This is a genomic window from Pseudomonas lundensis (assembly GCF_002269125.1).
GTDB classification, from domain to species: domain Bacteria; phylum Pseudomonadota; class Gammaproteobacteria; order Pseudomonadales; family Pseudomonadaceae; genus Aquipseudomonas; species Aquipseudomonas lundensis_A.
Genome location: NZ_NQKI01000008.1, coordinates 68670 through 83177 on the forward strand (window position 1 = coordinate 68670; position 14508 = coordinate 83177).

The window sequence follows — 14508 nt, forward strand, 5'->3', positions numbered from 1 at the left end:
AAAGAACCGTCTCGCGGTATAACGCATCGCCCCGTGCCTGTTTCGTTCGGCACGGGGCGTTTTTTTGTCCGTAGAAACGTACTGAGTGAACCTTTTGACAGCGCTCAGAGTCGATTAATCGTAGGGCTTGATTGAGCCCATCATTGATTGGGGACTGAACACATGGACATCATTCGCATCATCATCGCCATCCTGCTGCCGCCGCTGGGTGTGTTTTTACAAGTCGGTTTCGGCGGAGCTTTCTGGCTGAATATTCTGTTGACGCTGTTGGGTTATTTCCCGGGTGTGATCCATGCGGTGTACATCATCGCCAAGCGATAACGTTCCCCTCGCCCTGATCTCCAACAGTTGCCAAGCAGTCGAAGCTGCGCCAGTCGCAGCTTCGTTTTCCGGCGGTGACTTCAGCGGTTCAGTCAGGGGTTGATTGCATCACTTCCTGATAAAACAGCCATTCCTGCTCCAGGGCGTGGGCCTGATTACTGGCTTTGCGGAACCCGTGGCGCTCGTCCGGGTAGTAATACGCTTTGGCAGGAATACCGTTCTTTTGCAGGGCGCTTAACATGTCGCGGGTTTGTTGCGGCACGACGACCGCGTCCAGTTCACCTTGAAAGAAAATGACGGGTACGCGGATGTTGGCAGCGTGCAGCAAAGGCGTGCGCGCTGCGTAGCGTTCGGCATCCCGGTCGGGATCGCCAATCAGCCAGTCCATGTAATCGCCTTCGAACTTATGGGTATCGCGCGCCAGTGCAACGGGATCGCTGACGCCATACAGGCTGGCGCCCGCGCGGAACACATTCTTGAACGCCAGTGCACAGAGCGTGGTGTAACCGCCAGCACTCCCACCGCGAATGAAAGCGTTGTGACGATCAATCAGCCCTTGATCGGCAAGATAACTGACCACGGCACAGGCGTCTTCCACATCCACTTCGCCCCATTTCAGATGCAGTGTTTGCCGGTACTCGCGGCCATAACCGGTACTGCCACGGTAGTTGAGGTCAGCGACTGCAAAGCCGCGTTGCGTCCAGTATTGAATGCGCGGGTCGAGCATTGGATAGCACGCCGATGTAGGGCCGCCATGGATAAACACCACCAGCGGCGGCTGTTTTTCGCCGTGCATGGCCGGGTAGAAAAAGCCGTGGGCGTCGCCACCCGACGAGGGGTAGCGCAACGTTTGCGGGCGGCTGACGCGGTCAGCCGGCAACGGTGCTACACCGCCGGCCAGCACGGTGACGTGTCGGCTGTTGCGGGCGATACGAATGATGGCCGAGGGACTGACCGGTGAGGCAGCGATGCAATAGATCGCCTGCTCATCCAGCGCCAGACTGCGGAAACGGCTGTATGGCCCCGTGAATTCTTCAAGGCTGGCGTCAGAGGTGCGTATGCCCAAGCGTCCGAACCCTGCCTGTGTCCATGTGGCGACGTAGGCATTGTCATTCAGCGGCAGCCAGGTGCTGCCGCCCAACTGCCAGGGTGCCGGCGCGTGGTCGGCAGACTCGCCCGGTAATTTATTCAGGCCGCCCGCCGATTCGATCCACGGTTGCCAATAACCCTCGCGGTCTGTCAGGCAGTACAGGCGGTTATGCTGATCGAAACGCGGTTGTTGCAGCGACTCTTCGCCCGCATCGCCCGCAACGCACCGTGGCGTTTGCCAGCGGTGTTCCGGACTGCGCTGCGCGACCATCAAGCGCGTTGAGGTCCATGGCTGATGCGGACGGCTCCACTCGATCCACGCCAAACGCCGGCCATCAGGGCTCAACGTTGGTGCCGCATAGAAATCAGCGTTTTCGACCAGTACGTGGCGCGCTGACGAGGCAGGGTCAATGCTGACCAAACGATGCCGGTCCTTGTCCTCTTCAACCGCCAGCACTTGCCCGTCAGCAAACTGCACATCGCCATAGCGGCAGGTGCCTTGCGTCAAGGCGCGAGGTGCTGTGCCCTCCAGCGCTTGCACGTACACCTGTTGATCGGACTCATTGACGAACACAATGCCGTCATCGCTCAGGCAAAACGACCCGCCGCCGTACTCGTACACGCGGCTGCGCACGCTGAAGCCGTCCGGCGTCAGGCAGTGCGCCTGACCGTCGCGCCAATGCCAGATGCGGCAGGCTGCATCCTGTGGGCGGTATTCGTTCCAGAACAGGCCGTGGGGGCCGAGTTTCAGTTCGGCAAAATCCACACCGGCGGCGACGGCGAGGTCGGCGCTGAAGGGTTCAGCCTTTGGCGATGAGTCGTGAGTTTCGGTCATTTCTGAAGGCCAGTTGCTCAATGGTTTGGGTGGCGTGTTCGGCTTCTTCGCGCGCCTTGAGAATCAGGTCGTGGTGCGGCGACTTGCTGCACACCGGGTCGGCGTTACTGGCGTCCCCCGTGAGCATGAAGGCCTGACAGCGACAGCCACCGAAGTCTTTTTCCTTCTCATCGCAGGAGCGGCAGGGTTCGGGCATCCAGTCATAGCCGCGAAAGCGGTTGAACCCAAACGAGTCGTACCAGATGTGCTGCATGCTGTGGTCACGCACGTTGGGGAATTCAACCGGCATTTGACGTGCACCATGACAGGGAAGAGCGGTGCCGTCCGGGGTCACAGTCAGAAAGATGCTGCCCCAGCCATTCATGCACGCTTTGGGGCGCTCTTCGTAATAGTCCGGTGTGACGAAAATCAGCTTGCAGGGATTGCCTTCGGCTTCCAGTTTGGCGCGGTATTCGTTGGTGATGCGTTCGGCACGAACCAGTTGTTCTTTGGTGGGTAGCAGGCCCACGCGGTTGAGCTGCGCCCAGCCGTAGAACTGGCAAGTGGCGAGTTCGACGAAGTCGGCTTCGAGCGCAATGCACAGCTCGATGATGCGGTCGATTTTGTCGATGTTGTGCCGATGGGTCACAAAGTTCAGCACCATCGGGTAGCCGTGGGCTTTGACGGCGCGGGCCATTTCCAGCTTTTGTGCGAAGGCTTTTTTTGACCCGGCCAGCAAGTTGTTCACTTGCTCGTCGCTGGCTTGAAAGCTGATCTGGATATGATCCAGCCCGGCCTTTTTGAAGTCGCTGATCTTCTGCTCGGTCAGACCAATGCCGGACGTGATGAGGTTGGTGTAGAACCCCAATGTGCGCGCCTCGCCAATCAGTTCAGCCAAGTCCTGACGCACAAGCGGTTCGCCTCCCGAGAAGCCCAGTTGAGCCGCACCCATTTCCCGTGCTTCGCGAAACACTTTTACCCACTGTTCTGTGGTCAGCTCTTTGCCTTGTTGGGCGAAGTCCAGCGGGTTGGAACAGTACGGGCATTGCAGCGGGCAACGGTAGGTCAGTTCCGCCAATAGCCACAGCGGCAGCCCGATTTCGGGCGTGGGCGGCATCAGGTTGTCAGGCAAGTTCGATCCAGTGCTCTGCACGAGCGACCTCCATAAATTGCTCGATGTCATCACCGAGCTCGGGCACGCCGGGGAACTGTGAGTTCAGTTCGCCAATGATGGCCGCGACATCGCGCTGGCCATCAATCAGGCCGCCGATCAGCGCGGCGCTTTCATTGAGTTTGATCATGCCTTCGGGGTACAGCAGCACGTGACCTTTTTGCGCAGGCTCGTACTGGAAGCGATAGCCGGGGCGCCAGGTCGGGATTTTGCTGCGATCGAAGCTCATAGGGTGATTCCTTTATGCCAGACGCGTTGGTCGGTCACGCTGTGGTACGGCGGGCGGTCCAGTTCGTAAGCCATGGTCATGGCGTCGAGCATGCTCCAAAGAATGTCCAGTTTGAACTGGAGAATTTCCAGCATGCGCTGCTGGCCTTCCCACGTGGTGTAGTGCTGCAAGGTAATGGCTAACCCGTGTTCGACGTCGCGGCGGGCCTGGCCCAAACGGGTGCGGAAGTATTCGTAGCCCGCCGGGTCGATCCATGGGTAGTGCTGTGGCCAGCTGTCGAGGCGCGACTGATGAATTTGCGGGGCAAACATTTCGGTCAGCGAGCTGCTGGCGGCTTCTTCCCAACTGGCGCGGCGTGCGAAGTTGACGTAGGCATCCACGGCAAACCGTACGCCGGGCAACACCAGTTCCTGAGAGCGCAGTTGATCCGGGTCCAGGCCGACGGCTTGCCCCAGGCGCAACCAGGCTTCGATGCCGCCATCTTCGCCGGGGGCGCCATCGTGGTCGATCATGCGTTGAATCCACTCGCGGCGAACTTCGCGGTCAGGGCAGTTGGCCAGAATCGCGGCGTCCTTGAGCGGGATGTTGACTTGATAGTAGAAGCGATTGGCGACCCAGCCCTGTATCTGTTCGCGCGTGGCGCGGCCTTCATACATCGCCACCTGATACGGATGGTAGATGTGGTAATACGCGCCCTTGGCTCGCAATGCGGCTTCGAACTCGGTTTTGGACAGTGGGGCTTGGGTCATCGTGTGCCTCCAGAAAATACGGTTTGTCGTTGTTGGCGCAGGTTGTGGCGCCAGCCTGAGCGCCGCGCCCCTTATCGCCGTGTGCGGCAGCAGCAGGGGGGCGGCTTACAGCTCGATGCTCATGCCATCGAAGGCGACTTCTACGCCACGGCGGGCGAGTTCGGCACGTTCGGCTGAGTCTTCGTCGAGGATCGGGTTGGTGTTGTTAATGTGTATCAGCACTTTGCGTTGTTGGGGCAATTGCTCAAGCACTTCGAGCATGCCGCCGGGGCCATTTTGTGCAAGGTGGCCCATTTCTCGGCCGGTGCGCGTGCCTACACCGCGGCGCTGCATTTCGTCGTCATCCCACATCGTGCCGTCCACCAGCAGGCAATCACTGCTGGCCATGATGTCGAGCAGGGGCGCATCCACTTTGCCCAACCCCGGTGCGTAGAACAGTTTGCCGCCGGTGTGCAGGTCTTCAACGATCAGGCCAATGTTGTCGCCCGGGTGCGGGTCGAAGCGGTGTGGCGAATACGGCGGCGCGGCACTGCGCAGCGGCAACGGGCTGAAGCGCAGGTTCGGGCAGGCCGGGATGGTGAACGATCCTTGCAGCTCGATGCGGTGCCAGTTCAGGCCGCCGTTCCAGTGCTTGAGCATGGTGAACAGCGGGAAGCCGGTGCTCAGGTCCTCGTGAACCATGTCGGTGCACCACACATCGTGCGGGCAGCCTTCGCGCAGGCTCAGCAGGCCGGTGGTGTGGTCGATCTGGCTGTCCATCAAGATGATGGCGCTGATCCCGGTGTCACGCAGGGCACGGCCAGGCTGCATCGGGGCGAAGCTTTGAAGCTGGGCGCGGATGTCGGGCGAGGTGTTGCACAGCACCCAGTTCACGCCGTCATCGGAGATCGCAATCGAGGACTGGGTACGGGCCGTGGCGCGCAAGGTGCCATCACGAAAACCGGCACAGTTGACGCAGTTACAGTTCCACTGCGGGAAACCACCGCCAGCGGCGGAACCTAGAATCTGGACGAACATGGGCGACTGTTCTCTTGCAAATCTGGAAATAAAAACGCCCCGGCGAACCGAGGCGTTGGGTTGCTCTGCTCAATAAAGCGGCAGATCAACGGCTTGCGAAGTACATGGTGACTTCAAAGCCAATGCGCAGATCGGTGTAAGCCGGTTTTGTCCAAGCCATGAGGTGACTCCTTAGCAGTGGGGGTGGGTGGGGTGTCTTTAACTTAGTCCAGCTCCCGGGGGAGATGTTCAGATGCTTAGGTGGCTATGTTACTAAATTTGACTGGGATTGAACGACCAAAGACGAAGAAAGCTCGTTACATGGTTGGTAAAAATCAGCTTCTACGCAGATAAAACGATTCAGTTTCAGGCCCTGTGGCCGCACACAGCCAGTCGCTATCCGGGTCATTGAGGCACTCGGCTGCTCTGAGTGTAGTGGCTTGATCGAGCGTTATAAGCCCGTTGTAGAGCGCCTTAAGGTAATCCGACGAGTGGCCCGCCAGTTGCGCGTGCCATAACAGATCGGCGGCTTGAGGCAGGCTGAGCGTGCCGAGGGTGAACTGCTCTGCCAGAGCATTGCGCGACTCGATGAAAGAAGCTTCATCAAGGGCTGCAATCTGTTGCGGTAATTGCCTCAGGAAAGTTCGGATCTGCTCGAAGATGTCTGCCGTCGTGGCTTGAGGCGATTGCACCCCCAGTAGCAGGCCGGTTCTGTCGCCAAGCTGACGCAAGCCGCTGAACACGGCGTAACCCAGTTGCAACTCCACGCGCAGACGCTGATAGAACGGGGTTTGCACCAAATGGGCCAGCAAGCGCCAGGCGGCTTCTTGCGTAAGGTCAGCCCGTGGTGCAGGGCAGAACAGCAACACGGCCTGTTCGCTCGATTCACAAGGTTCGGTGTGCCAGTGGCGTTCTGCTGTCGCTTGGACGGGGTGCGTCAGCAGCGGGTCCGGGGTGCCGGGGGCTTTGCTCAGCGCGCTTGTGATCAATGTATGGCTGGCCGGGGTACAGCCTACAGCCATGCCGTGCCATCGGGCTGATTGCCAGAGGTCCTGGGCAGTTTCAGCAGCAGGCATTGCCAAGTGGGTGTGTAGCTCCGGCAGGCGCTTGAGCAATTGGCGGATCGGCATCTGTGGCGCTTGCGGCTGAGGCACCGGCGCATCATTCGTGGGCGTGGCGAGCAAATGCAACGCATGTTCCAGGATGGCGGGCAACGGTTCTTGTACGCCATGCAGCTTCAGCAGCCAGTCATTGCCCTGCGCCGTGAGCGACAATTCAATGCCTGCTTCGCGCGCATCTTGTTGCAGTGTCAGCAGGCGGTGTTGCAGCGCCGGTAATAGCGAGGGCGCAGGGATCACGCCCAAGTGCCAGCGCAGGTACAACGCCGCTTCGCCGCTGTGGGTCGCGAGTGCAGTGCTGAACGTCATGGCCGACACCTCGCGGCGGCTGCGCAAGCGGTCTTGGGCAAAAGTGCGCAAGCCACGGTGGGCACTGGTTTGTCCGCGAATAAGGCCAGCGGTCACGGGGTGTTTCTCCGATTTGAGGTATGGATTGGGTGTGGGTAATTGCCAAGTGTGCTGGCAGGCAGGCCGACGTTCGGGTTGCATCTGTTTCAGGACCCTCGCCAGGGCTTCAACGCCTTGGTCTGACAACCCTGGCGGATATTGCTGAATATCGCGGCGGGCCAATTCCAGTGCGCTGCTGACCTGTTGCTGACGCTGCTGCAAGCGTTGGTATTCGTCGCGCAGCCCCGCCCAGGGCTGCTGCGCAACGAAAAAAGACAGCCAGTCGTAGACGATGTCACGGATGGGTTGAGCCTTGGCCGTCATGTCTGACGACCCTGTGAAGGTCAAGCCCAGCAGGGCTTGGCCCTGGAACTGGTACACCGGCTTGGCGTGCAGACTGTCGCTCACTTGCTGCTGACGTAAGTGAGCCAGAAGTCCGCCCGGTTTGTCAGCGTTGATCCAGTGACACAGAAATGCCAACGCTTCTTCTGATGCAGGCGGTAACTGTTCCAGGGTAAACATCAGGTTCACGTTTGAACCCTCGACCTGCACGTACTGTGACGAACCTTCGCTCATCAGCGGCGGCGGGGGCTGTTGCGAGACGGCCGTACCCTGACGCAGCTCAAGGCTGTAACGCTCGGCAAGTGCAGTCAGTGTGTCCAGCGATTGTGGCCCAGCCAGGCTCAAGGTCATCTGCCCGGTTTGATAAAACTGTTCATGGAAATGCGTCAAGGCGCGCTGAAAGGCTGCACATGGCACGGGCAGGCTGTAACGATTGCCCGCGTGGAAGCCCCGCAGCGGGTGTGCGGCGTTGAGCGGTTGAAGCCGCTGCAGTTCCCGTTGCGCCGAAGGCTCGCGTGCCCAGGCAATGAATTCCGCGTGCAGGACTTCGCGTTCGCGTCGTTGATCGTCCGGATGCAAACGCGGATGGGCTAGCATGTCGCACAGGCGGTCCAGCCCGCCTGCAAAGGCTTCTGGGGGCAACTCAAAGAAGAAGTCGGTATGGCGTTCGCTGGTGCGTGCGTTGATGTGCCCACCGTGCTGTTGCACATAGGCCATCAGGCCCTGAGCTGCGGGGAAGCGCTCGGTGCCAAGGAACAACAAATGCTCCAGAAAATGAGCCAGCCCCGGCCAGTCGGCGGGCACGTCATGGCTGCCTGCCGCTACCCGCAAATAGGCTGCGCTGCGCTTGAGTCGAGGGGCGTGGCGTGCGCTCAGCGTCAGACCGTTGCGGGTAGTCAGGTGAACGACGTCAGGGGTGTTCAACGCGGGCATGGGCACTTCCGTTACAGAGAAGCGCTCATGCTAGCGGATTACTGGCAATCAGCGCGCGCTCAGCGCACCGTAAAGTTCCGGACGGCGGTCGGCCAAGTAGCTGTTGCCAGCTTTTGCGTCCGTCAGTTTTTGTGGGTCAAGCACGGCGCTGATTAGGGTTTCGTCCCGCTGAGCCAATGCAACTTGCTGGCCATCAGGCGCCGCGATGCTGCTCTGGCCGCAGTAGTGAATGGTGCTTTCGCTGCCGCAGTAATTGGCGTAGGCCACATAACACTGATTTTCAAAGGCGCGGCTGCGCACGGTGACATCGGCAATGAAGTCATAAGGTGCCATGTTGGCGGTGGGCACGACGATCAATTGCGCACCTGCCAGCGCCAGACGACGCGTGTTCTCCGGGAACTCCAGGTCATAACAAATCAGCATGCCGACCTTCCAGCCGTTGAGCTCGATGACGGGGAATGCATCCGGGCCGGGGCTGAACAGGCTGTGATCGAGCGCCCCGAACAAGTGAGTTTTGCGGTAATTGAGCAGGCGGTTGCCGTGGGAGTCGATCAGTTGCACGCTGTTATAGATGAGCCCGTCGGGGCCTAGCTCAGGGTAACCATAGGCAATGGCCATGTTGCAGGCCTGAGCTATCCGGGCAATCTGCCGTGCCGCGTCGCCGTCCAGAGGTTGCGCCAATTGCGCCACGGCCTGTGGACCAATGTTGTACCCCGTGAGGAACATCTCCGGCAGGACCAACAGGTCAACCCCGGGGTTGTGTTGCGCGATGTGATTCAGGCGTTGCAGGTTGCCTGCGACGTCCAGGGGCAGGGGCGGGCATTGGTAAAGGGCGACGCGCATGGGGTTCTCCTGTCTTTGGGGTTGTAGGCGCGCCGTTCAGTCCGGCAGGGCAATCGGGCCAATGTCGTTGAACACATCACCCGGCCCGGGATTGTCGGCGTGTGTGCGCCCGCCAAAGTGGGTCATGATGCCCCAAACGGCATTCAACGAAGTCTGCACGGCTCCCTCCACCCAAGCGGGTGTCCACGATACATCGTCGCCGGCGATAAAAATCCCGCGTTGTTCTGCAGGCATTTCCTGCTGCATAAAGTGCGCGTACATACGCTGGTTGTAACGGTAATGACCGGGCAGTGCGCCTTTGAAGGCACCCAGGAAGTGCGGGTCGGCCTCCCACGAAACGGTAATCGGGTCGCCAATAATCCGACTGGCGATGTCCACTTTCGGGTAGATTTTTTTCAACGAGTCCAAGGCCAGCTTCACGCGCTTTTCGACAGGGTGCGGAAGCATTTTCAGCGCATCGCTCATCCATGAGTACGACAGACAAATAACGCCCGGTTTGTCGTCGCCGTTATCGAACAAATAAGTACCACGGGTCAGGCGGTCGGTGAGGGTCATGCTCATCACGTCGCGGCCGGTGTCGGGGTCTTTGTCTTTCCAGAACGGGCGGTCGACCATGACGAAGGTTTTGGACGATTGCATGTAACGCGTGCGGTCGAGGGCCATCCACATTTTTTGCGAGAACAGCGCTTCTTCGCACTCGATCTGGGTCGTCAGTAACCAGCTTTGGCAGGTGACCAACACGGCCTCGAATGGGCGGGTCACGCCGAGGTTATCAGTGACAGAAAACTGACCGTCTTCTGTACGGGAAATCGCCTTGACCCCTGTGCGCGGAGCACCGTGGTGCAGCGAACTGAGGCTGGTGCCTTCAGGCCAGTGCGCACAGCGCTGCGGCGCGTGACGCCAGATCCCTAGCGGCACCTGCTCAACCCCGCCAACCACCAGGTGTTGATGGTCATCGCAGTTGGTCATGACCACGCGGAAGATTTCGAGCATTGAATTCGGGAAGTCAGAGTCCCAGCCACCTGTGCCAAACCCGACCTGACCAAACACTTCGCGGTGTTGGAACGAGAGTTTGGCAAAGGCTTTGGAGGTGGCGACAAAGTCATAAAAGGTGCGGTCGTCCCACAGTGGGACAAGGGTATTCCACAACGCTTTCAAGCGCGGCACATCGCGGTCGCGGATTGCCTGTTGGATGTCGCCAAAATGCGACCCTTCTTCCAGTGCGTCCGCCCATGCGTCAGCCACTTCCTGAAACAACGCAGGCAGATCAGATAGTTTCTGTGCGTAGAAGGTTTGGCCTTCGAGGTCGATCACAGTGCTGCCGGAGGCGGGTGTCAGTGGGTTGGGGAAGGGTTTGGTCTCAAGCCCGAGCTTGTCGACATAGTGGTAGAAGGCCGTTGAGGACACCGGAAAGCGCATGCCGCCCAACTCAGCGATGACGCCTTCACTGCCTTCAAACGCTTGTGAGCGCAAACGGCCCCCCATTTTTGAGGCCTCGTACACCACAGGCTTGAGGCCGAGTTTCATCAGCTCATACGCGGCGACCATTCCCGCCATCCCTGCACCCACAATCGCGACCTCTGCGCCCAGTTTATGCGTGGGAATACTGCCCAGACCTGCGGGGTGTTCGATCCAGTCGTCGAAGGCAAAAGGGAAGTCTGGGCCGAAAATGGTGATCGGTTTTTTGCCGTCATTAGGGTGGCGATTGTTCTTATTCATGGCTGACCTTGCTGGCGACCCGCGCTTTACGCTGAGTATAGGAAAAGACAGGCATCATCATAAGGAGTGCAGAACACGTTCTTAAGACGCAAAGTGTCGTCGTTTCGTATTGTCTTTGGACAATCTGACGAAGGTTGTGTGCAAAGTGTTGTATGAGTTGGGCGTAGCCACTTAGCCGCGGTCGACTTTGCTGCTGAGAATGATCGACGTTGTGGTTTTCTCAACGCCCTCAACACTGCCGATCTGGTCCAGCAATTGATCCAGTCGTTCTGGCGAATCGCTGCGCAGCCAGGCGACATAATCGAACTCGCCACTGACGGCGCACAACTGCTGCACCTGCGCCATCGCGCTCAGGCGCCTGACCACATCCTTGCCTGAGCGTGGCCGCACAGTGATCCCGACATACGCTTGCAGCCCGCCATCAATCAAGCGCTGTCCCAGTCGAACGCCGTAACCGGTGATGATGTTGTTTCTTTCCAAACGCGACAGCCGAGACGTCACGGTGGTGCGCGCGATCCCCAATTGACGCGCCAACATGGCGACACTTTCACGGGCATTGAGCTGCAGGGCGGCAATCAACTGACGATCGATTTCATCCAGCACGGGCGGGCGAGAGTCTGGCAAGAGAAGCTCCAGTGGCATCATCAAAGTGGACGCTCATGGTACAGCGCTTGAGGGGCGGGGCGTCCAGTGAGGCAGAACGTGGACAGTGAGGCGTTCCAATGCCAGAAATACGAAAGCCGCGCAGTGCGCGGCTTTGAGTATGGTGGGCCCAGTAGGACTCGAACCTACGACCAAGGGATTATGAGTCACAAGATTGGAAATTAAATGACAGCTCATGAAACGATGGTTTCAGATAAAACAAGGCTTTCAGGCTGATTTAGCGTTTCGTGACGTTTCTTCTTATCTCTCAATATTGCTATGATTCGTTGAGCAATTCGTTAAGACGATCTTGGAGCTAGGAATGGCGCAGAAACTGGTTCACAGCAAGATAACAGCATTGAAAGCCACGCTCTCTGAGGCCTTGGAAGGGAAAGGGACGGGTTCTCTTCTCTTTGAACGCCGAGCTACGGGCGTTTTGGTCTATCTGAGTCTGCGCCGAGAGAAAAAGCAGGAGCGTCTAAAACTTGGGAACTATTCCGAAAAAACGTTGGTTGAGTGGCGAGCCTATGCCGCTGCGAAGTCGTTAGAGATTCGAGCCTTCCCGAGTATTGATGACTATCAAAAAGCGGAAGAGGAGCGTCAACGCTCAACCCAACGTGCTGCGGATGTTGAGGCAAGGCAGGGAACGTTGGCTCAAATGCTGAATGCCTACGTTGACGATATGGAGCGTAGGGGCAAGTCCAGTGCCAGGGCCGTGCGTGGTGCGCTAAAGCTGGATGTTCTCGATCCATTCCCTGATCTGTCGAAATGCAAGGCCAAGGAAGTCGAACCTAGCGATATTGCGAACATCCTGCGTCGCTGCCTAACTCGATCAGTCGCCAGTAAAGGACGGGGCGCCCGCTTGACCAAGGCATCAGCAACCAATGGTAAAAAGCGACAGGCAGATAAATTGCGCTCTTACCTTCAGGCGGCTTTTTCGTTTGGCCTTGCTAGCGATCTAAACCCGCTCCGTGCTGGTGACGCTGTTCAATATGGTCTCAAATCAAACCCCGCGCGTGACGTGCCAACGATTGAAGGCGCCAATCAGGCGAACACCTGGGCGCTTACAAAAGAAGAGCTGAAAGCGGTTGTTCTGGCCGTTGAAGGTCTACCTGCTCGGCGTAGTGCAATTGCAAAGGCGATGCTTTATCTCGCTGGGCAGCGTGTAGAAATGCTTTGTCGGGTCACTTGGGCAGACATCTATGACGATGGTGAGCATGGGGAAGTGATGCGGTTAATCGACCTCAAGGGCGGAAAAGGTACGCCGTCACGTGAGCATCTGTTGCCGATGACTCAGCGACTCCGTGAGATCCTGTCGCCGCTACTAGCGCTTCAAGGGGCAGGCAAAGCACCTGGGCCATTCTCTCTGCGTGGAAAAGTCAGCATCACACCCGGTACTGCACTGGATATTTTCTCAGCGCTTGGGGATCAGCTTTCGACAAAGGGGGAAACTCGCCGTTTCACTTGGCGCACGTTGCGCGCAACTATAGAGACTCACTTAGCGTCCTTGGGTGTGAATCAGGAGCGCCGAGCATGGTTACTGTCACATGGTCGGTCAGGGGTGCAGGCAAAACACTACGATAGGTGGAATTATCTACCGGAGAAGCGTGGGGATTTGGATAGGTGGGCGCGTTATCTGGATGAATTGTCGGGAATGCCGCAGAGTGCGGAAGTGGTGCAGTTACCGACCCGCAGCGTGGTAAATCAATGAGCTGGCGATTTGAGGAGTTGGCGCGCATGCAGGAGCGCCAGAAGCTGCTAGAACAGCCGTTTGATCCAGTAGCAGTTACCGCTCGAGTCCTGGCGATGTTCTCCCGTGTTCTTCCCAGTAAGCCCGTGGACTGGGACGGTTATCCGATGCATGTCCGGTCTATCTCGTGGCGCAAAGTTGAGGGTGTCACGCGTGCATACGTCGATGGCGTGGATTTGATCGACGCTGCCGCGACCAACCGTAATGCATGGGATGAGGCTGCGCGATTCGCGGCTCAATATATTGAGAAGGGGGAGGCGGTTCCTGAGTTCCTGCGCGTGTTTACTGCCGAGGTACTGCGCGGGGGGCGACCACGACCAGCTCGCCGAGGAAAACCAGCCGACCCGAACCGGAACTTTGCAATCTGCCTGGGACTGGAGGCGCTGAGCCGTGCAGGCATAAAGCCCACTCGCAACGAAGCCACCGAAGATGTGCAATCAGGCTGCGACATCCTAGCCGCAACATTGGGGCGCGATACCTCTGCTTATGTCGATATTTGGAAGCAGCGGAAGAGACACCTATATGTGCAAGCGAGCTGGGAGCTCCACTTGGAGCGTCTGCTTGTGGGGGATTAATCGCCGATTTCCCCCCTTCGCTATTTCCCGCCACTTTATTGAGAATGTCCCTGTCGAATCAATCTACACGGGGCTTTCCGAATGACCATGACCGCAACTGCCAGGGTTGAATCGCCAATCAGTTCGGCTATGCGCTTGATGTGAAAGCGTCCGCCCTCACCATCTGGTCAGTTCGACTGGCGGCTATGCTCTGCTGTATCTCAAGGTTTGTCGTCTGGTGCGCTACCGCGTGGGAGATCTTGCTGATTCTTGGCGTGCTGAATTGTGAATCATGCGGGGAGGCGCGGGTAACGAAAAAGCCAATGGATGGCGAAGAATGGGTATCTAAATCAGGGACTAATAGGTTGAAGTTAAGGATGTTTCTTAACTTTAAAATCGACCAAATTTCATGTGGTATCATATAAGCATAAAAAGGTCTAGAACATTTCGCTCTAGACCGTTTCGTTAAACGCTTTGTCTCAATGGCTCGCAACCATCGGACGGGGCAAACACCCACGCTGGGCGTCCTACAAATTTCTTAAGGGATCTTAGCCCAGCTCCGAGCAAGGAGCAACAACAATATGGTTGATTATAACCTGCACCCAGACCTGGCGCTTCAGCTGTGGTCAAAAAAACAAGTTTGCGGGCGGTTGGGCGTTTCGCCTGTCACCCTCTGGCGCTGGGTTTGTTCCGGGCACTTTCCAAAAGCTATTCAGTTGGGCCCTAGGCGTATCGCCTGGAGATCGTCGGTCGTGGAAGCCTTCTTAGCTAAAACTGAGGGGGCTTAATCATGGTGAAGACATTAACCCGCCTCCTTGGCGGGATGACACCGGCTTGTCTGAATTTTGCTC

14 protein-coding genes are annotated in these 14508 nt (G+C 58.1%); 4 read left to right on the forward strand and 10 right to left on the reverse strand.

Going from position 1 to position 14508, the window contains the following annotated elements:
- Positions 1-162 precede the first annotated feature (162 nt).
- On the forward strand, positions 163-321 hold the full coding sequence (locus tag CJF39_RS07330) for a YqaE/Pmp3 family membrane protein (RefSeq protein WP_047278059.1): 159 nt from the start codon (positions 163-165) through the stop codon (positions 319-321).
- 88 nt (positions 322-409) lie between these two features.
- Here the strand turns inward: CJF39_RS07330 and CJF39_RS07335 are convergent, their stop codons facing one another.
- The 10 genes from CJF39_RS07335 to CJF39_RS07380 all read right to left on the reverse strand — a co-directional run bounded on the left by CJF39_RS07335 (position 410) and on the right by CJF39_RS07380 (position 11335).
- Entirely contained in the window at positions 410-2245 is a 1836-nt protein-coding gene (locus CJF39_RS07335) for a S9 family peptidase (RefSeq protein ID WP_094992808.1), read from the reverse strand.
- Positions 2211-3341: a pyrroloquinoline quinone biosynthesis protein PqqE gene (gene pqqE, locus CJF39_RS07340; RefSeq protein WP_432760235.1), complete on the reverse strand. Its 1131-nt coding sequence runs from the start codon at positions 3339-3341 to the stop codon at positions 2211-2213. The genes CJF39_RS07335 and pqqE overlap by 35 nt, the downstream gene beginning before the upstream one ends.
- A gap of 7 nt (positions 3342-3348) precedes the next feature.
- Positions 3349-3624 carry a pyrroloquinoline quinone biosynthesis peptide chaperone PqqD gene (gene pqqD / locus CJF39_RS07345; RefSeq protein WP_094992810.1) on the reverse strand — a complete coding sequence of 92 codons (276 nt, stop codon included), beginning with the start codon at positions 3622-3624 and terminating at the stop codon, positions 3349-3351.
- On the reverse strand, positions 3621-4373 hold the full coding sequence (gene pqqC, locus CJF39_RS07350) for a pyrroloquinoline-quinone synthase PqqC (RefSeq protein ID WP_094992811.1): 753 nt from the start codon (positions 4371-4373) through the stop codon (positions 3621-3623). Before pqqC ends, pqqD begins: the two co-directional genes overlap by 4 nt.
- A gap of 105 nt (positions 4374-4478) precedes the next feature.
- Positions 4479-5390: a pyrroloquinoline quinone biosynthesis protein PqqB gene (pqqB, locus tag CJF39_RS07355; RefSeq protein WP_094992812.1), complete on the reverse strand. Its 912-nt coding sequence runs from the start codon at positions 5388-5390 to the stop codon at positions 4479-4481.
- An 85-nt stretch (positions 5391-5475) separates the two neighbouring features.
- A complete protein-coding gene (pqqA, locus tag CJF39_RS07360; protein ID WP_003444522.1) occupies positions 5476-5550 on the reverse strand; it encodes a pyrroloquinoline quinone precursor peptide PqqA in 75 nt (24 codons plus the stop codon).
- Between the two features lie 154 nt (positions 5551-5704).
- Positions 5705-8149 carry a pyrroloquinoline quinone biosynthesis protein PqqF gene (pqqF, locus tag CJF39_RS07365; protein WP_094992813.1) on the reverse strand — a complete coding sequence of 815 codons (2445 nt, stop codon included), beginning with the start codon at positions 8147-8149 and terminating at the stop codon, positions 5705-5707.
- Positions 8150-8197: 48 nt separating this feature from the next.
- On the reverse strand, positions 8198-8992 hold the full coding sequence (locus CJF39_RS07370; RefSeq protein ID WP_094992814.1) for a carbon-nitrogen hydrolase family protein: 795 nt from the start codon (positions 8990-8992) through the stop codon (positions 8198-8200).
- Between the two features lie 36 nt (positions 8993-9028).
- Positions 9029-10711 carry a flavin monoamine oxidase family protein gene (locus tag CJF39_RS07375; protein WP_094992815.1) on the reverse strand — a complete coding sequence of 561 codons (1683 nt, stop codon included), beginning with the start codon at positions 10709-10711 and terminating at the stop codon, positions 9029-9031.
- 171 nt (positions 10712-10882) lie between these two features.
- Positions 10883-11335 (reverse strand): Lrp/AsnC family transcriptional regulator, encoded by a 453-nt coding sequence (locus CJF39_RS07380; protein ID WP_094992875.1) that lies wholly within the window; start codon positions 11333-11335, stop codon positions 10883-10885.
- A gap of 340 nt (positions 11336-11675) precedes the next feature.
- Here CJF39_RS07380 and CJF39_RS07385 point away from each other — a divergent pair, with 340 nt between their 5' ends.
- The 3 genes from CJF39_RS07385 to CJF39_RS23645 all read left to right on the forward strand — a co-directional run bounded on the left by CJF39_RS07385 (position 11676) and on the right by CJF39_RS23645 (position 14445).
- Positions 11676-13064: a tyrosine-type recombinase/integrase gene (locus CJF39_RS07385; RefSeq protein ID WP_094992816.1), complete on the forward strand. Its 1389-nt coding sequence runs from the start codon at positions 11676-11678 to the stop codon at positions 13062-13064.
- Positions 13061-13678, forward strand: a complete 618-nt coding sequence (locus tag CJF39_RS07390) for a hypothetical protein (RefSeq protein ID WP_141232169.1) — start codon at positions 13061-13063, stop codon at positions 13676-13678. Before CJF39_RS07385 ends, CJF39_RS07390 begins: the two co-directional genes overlap by 4 nt.
- A 560-nt stretch (positions 13679-14238) precedes the next feature.
- Positions 14239-14445 (forward strand): helix-turn-helix transcriptional regulator, encoded by a 207-nt coding sequence (locus CJF39_RS23645; RefSeq protein WP_094992818.1) that lies wholly within the window; start codon positions 14239-14241, stop codon positions 14443-14445.
- Positions 14446-14508: the final 63 nt, after the last annotated feature.

Bases quoted from the DNA above. Each gene is read 5' to 3' on its own strand.
- CJF39_RS07330 (WP_047278059.1), top strand. From the start codon at position 163: ATGGACATCATTCGCATCATCATCGCCATCCTGCTGCCGCCGCTGGGT.
- CJF39_RS07335 (WP_094992808.1), bottom strand. From the start codon at position 2,245: ATGACCGAAACTCACGACTCATCGCCAAAGGCTGAACCCTTCAGCGCC.
- pqqE (WP_432760235.1), bottom strand. From the start codon at position 3,341: ATGCCGCCCACGCCCGAAATCGGGCTGCCGCTGTGGCTATTGGCGGAA.
- pqqD (WP_094992810.1), bottom strand. From the start codon at position 3,624: ATGAGCTTCGATCGCAGCAAAATCCCGACCTGGCGCCCCGGCTATCGC.
- pqqC (WP_094992811.1), bottom strand. From the start codon at position 4,373: ATGACCCAAGCCCCACTGTCCAAAACCGAGTTCGAAGCCGCATTGCGA.
- pqqB (WP_094992812.1), bottom strand. From the start codon at position 5,390: ATGTTCGTCCAGATTCTAGGTTCCGCCGCTGGCGGTGGTTTCCCGCAG.
- pqqF (WP_094992813.1), bottom strand. From the start codon at position 8,149: ATGCCCGCGTTGAACACCCCTGACGTCGTTCACCTGACTACCCGCAAC.
- CJF39_RS07370 (WP_094992814.1), bottom strand. From the start codon at position 8,992: ATGCGCGTCGCCCTTTACCAATGCCCGCCCCTGCCCCTGGACGTCGCA.
- CJF39_RS07375 (WP_094992815.1), bottom strand. From the start codon at position 10,711: ATGAATAAGAACAATCGCCACCCTAATGACGGCAAAAAACCGATCACC.
- CJF39_RS07385 (WP_094992816.1), top strand. From the start codon at position 11,676: ATGGCGCAGAAACTGGTTCACAGCAAGATAACAGCATTGAAAGCCACG.
- CJF39_RS07390 (WP_141232169.1), top strand. From the start codon at position 13,061: ATGAGCTGGCGATTTGAGGAGTTGGCGCGCATGCAGGAGCGCCAGAAG.
- CJF39_RS23645 (WP_094992818.1), top strand. From the start codon at position 14,239: ATGGTTGATTATAACCTGCACCCAGACCTGGCGCTTCAGCTGTGGTCA.